The 298-nt window shown below is 67.4% G+C and carries 1 pseudogene; it reads right to left on the reverse strand.

Features of this window, described 5'->3' with window-relative positions:
- Positions 1 to 298, reverse strand: a pseudogene (locus tag KVT38_RS33650) (excinuclease ABC subunit UvrC); the annotation flags it as partial.

A 298-nucleotide genomic window follows, 5' to 3' on the forward strand; every position in this document is an offset into this window, starting at 1 on the left:
GCGATCATCGACTTGCCCCGCTTCTCGCGGTGGAAGGTGATCGCAAAGCGGTGCACCTCGTCTTGTATGCGCTGCAGCAGGTAAAACTCCTGGCTGTCGCGCGGCAGCGGCACGATCTCCGCCGGATCGCCGACGTGCAGCTGCGCGGTGCGGTGCTTGGCGTCCTTGGCGAGGCCACACACCGGCACGAACAGGCCCAGCTCGTTGTGCAACACGGAGATCGCCGCGCCGATCTGGCCCCGGCCGCCGTCGATGACGAACAGGTCCGGCAGCGGCAGCCCTTCCTTGAGCACGCGCT

This window comes from Cohnella sp. GbtcB17, assembly GCF_019091135.1.
Taxonomy (GTDB): Bacteria; Bacillota; Bacilli; order Paenibacillales; family Paenibacillaceae; genus Cohnella.